The organism is bacterium, assembly GCA_026398675.1.
GTDB lineage: Bacteria > RBG-13-66-14 > RBG-13-66-14 > RBG-13-66-14 > RBG-13-66-14 > RBG-13-66-14.
This window is the reverse complement of the sequence record JAPLSK010000002.1, coordinates 1-1,848: the sequence shown is the minus strand read 5'-3', so window position 1 is coordinate 1,848 and position 1,848 is coordinate 1. Positions and strand designations below refer to the sequence as shown.

Genomic DNA, 1,848 nt, shown 5'->3' with positions numbered 1-1,848 from the left:
AAGATGGTGGTCTTGCCCGACTGGGGCAGCCCGCAAAGAGCGACGTTCATCGTGCGCGATCCTTTCCGGTGGCGGATGGAGTATAGCAGCCGTTGCCGCGGCTGTCGAGACGACGACCGCGACCCTCCCTCTTGACATCCGCCCGGCATCTGGCTAAACTACGCCTCGAAAAAGATAGACAAGGGGTTTTGCCGGAGCATTACTCGCTTCGCTCGTTTAAACCCCTTGCCTTCCCGATGGGTGGGGTGGTATGGCTCACAAGAAAGCGGGCGGCTCTTCCAGGAACGGACGCGATTCAGAGTCCAAGCGGCTCGGGTGCAAGCGCTTCGCGGGGCAATTCGTCACCGGCGGGTCCATCCTCGTCCGGCAGCGGGGGACGGAGTTCTTCCCCGGCCCCGGCGCCGGTTTGGGGAGGGACAACACCGTGTTCGCCCTCTTCGACGGCGTGGTGGACTACTACCGCCGCCGCGACCGCCGCTACATCTCCGTGACGGTCAGGTGACTGGGGAGTACAGTGGCGGTGCCGGGATGCGGTTTGAGAAGAACGAGACGCTCTTTTTTAAAAACCCCGGACGGGGTTTTTTAATATGTTCATAGACCGGGCCAAGATTTCCGTGTGCAGCGGTTCGGGCGGCGACGGCGTCGTCAGCTTCCGCCGGGAGAAGTACGTCCCCCGGGGCGGTCCCGACGGCGGAGACGGCGGCCGCGGCGGTTCGGTCTCCCTCGCGGGCACCTACGGACTCAACACTCTCATCGGTTTCCGCTACCGGCCGAGGTATATCGCACACGACGGCAAGCTCGGTGCCAAGCAGCGTCGGACGGGCGCCTCGGGGGAGAACCTGGTCATTCTCTGCCCCGTGGGCACCCAGGCGTACCGCCTGCCCGAGAACATCCTCGTGGCCGATCTCGACGAGGACGGCAAGCGGGTTCTCATCGCCCGAGGCGGCCGCGGCGGAAAGGGCAACGTCCACTTCGCCACCTCGACGAGACAGGCCCCGCGCATCTCCACCCCCGGCGGGGTGGGGGAAGCCTTCGAGCTCCAGCTCGAGTTGAAGCTCATCGCCGACGTGGGGCTGGCCGGGATGCCCAACGCCGGCAAGTCCTCCATCCTCGCACGGCTCACAAACGCCCGGCCCGAGATCGCCGCCTACCCCTTCACCACCCTGGAACCGCAACTGGGCGTGGTGCGCCTGGATACGGAGCGGGAGTTCGTGGTGGCGGACCTGCCGGGGCTGATCGAGGGCGCCCACCGGGGCGTGGGGCTGGGAGACCGCTTCCTGCGCCACGTGCGGCGAGCGCGGCTGCTGCTGCACCTGGTGGACGCCGCCGCGGTGGAGGGCCGGGCCCCCCTGAAGGACTACCAGGCGATCAACGCGGAACTGCAGGCCTATGACCCCCAGGTGGCGGCGCTGCCGCAGATGGTGGTCCTCACCAAGCTGGACCTGCCCGCCGCCCGGGAGAACCTGCCGCGCTTGCAGGAGGAACTCGCCCGCCGGGGCGAGCCCGGCCTGGCGATCTCCGCCGCCACCGGGGAGGGGCTGCCGGAGTTGCTCAACGCGACCTTCCGGCGCCTGCAGCAGGCCCGGCCCGCAGCGTTGACCGAGGCGCCCGATCTGTACGAGGAGCTGCCGCTGCCCCCCGAGCGGCCCCTGGAGGTGCAGCGGCTGGCGGAGGGCGCGTGGGAGGCCAGCGGCACGGAGGTGGAGCGCATCATGCTGCAGAGCGACTTCTCCACCCGCGACGCCAGCCGGTACTTCCACCACCGCCTGGGGCGCGCGGGCCTATTTCGGGCGCTGAGCCAGGCTGGGCTGCGCGACGGGGCCACGGTGCGCATCGCGGAGCAAGAGC

The 1,848-nt window shown here is 68.7% G+C and carries 2 protein-coding genes; both read left to right on the top strand.

The features are described from left to right. Positions 1–250: 250 nt before the first annotated feature. Entirely contained in the window at positions 251–502 is a 252-nt protein-coding gene (gene rpmA, locus NTW26_00020) for a 50S ribosomal protein L27 (GenBank protein MCX7020658.1), read from the top strand. A gap of 85 nt (positions 503–587) precedes the next feature. Then, a partial coding sequence (gene obgE, locus NTW26_00015; GenBank protein MCX7020657.1) for a GTPase ObgE occupies positions 588–1,848 on the top strand: 1,261 nt, incomplete at its 3' end.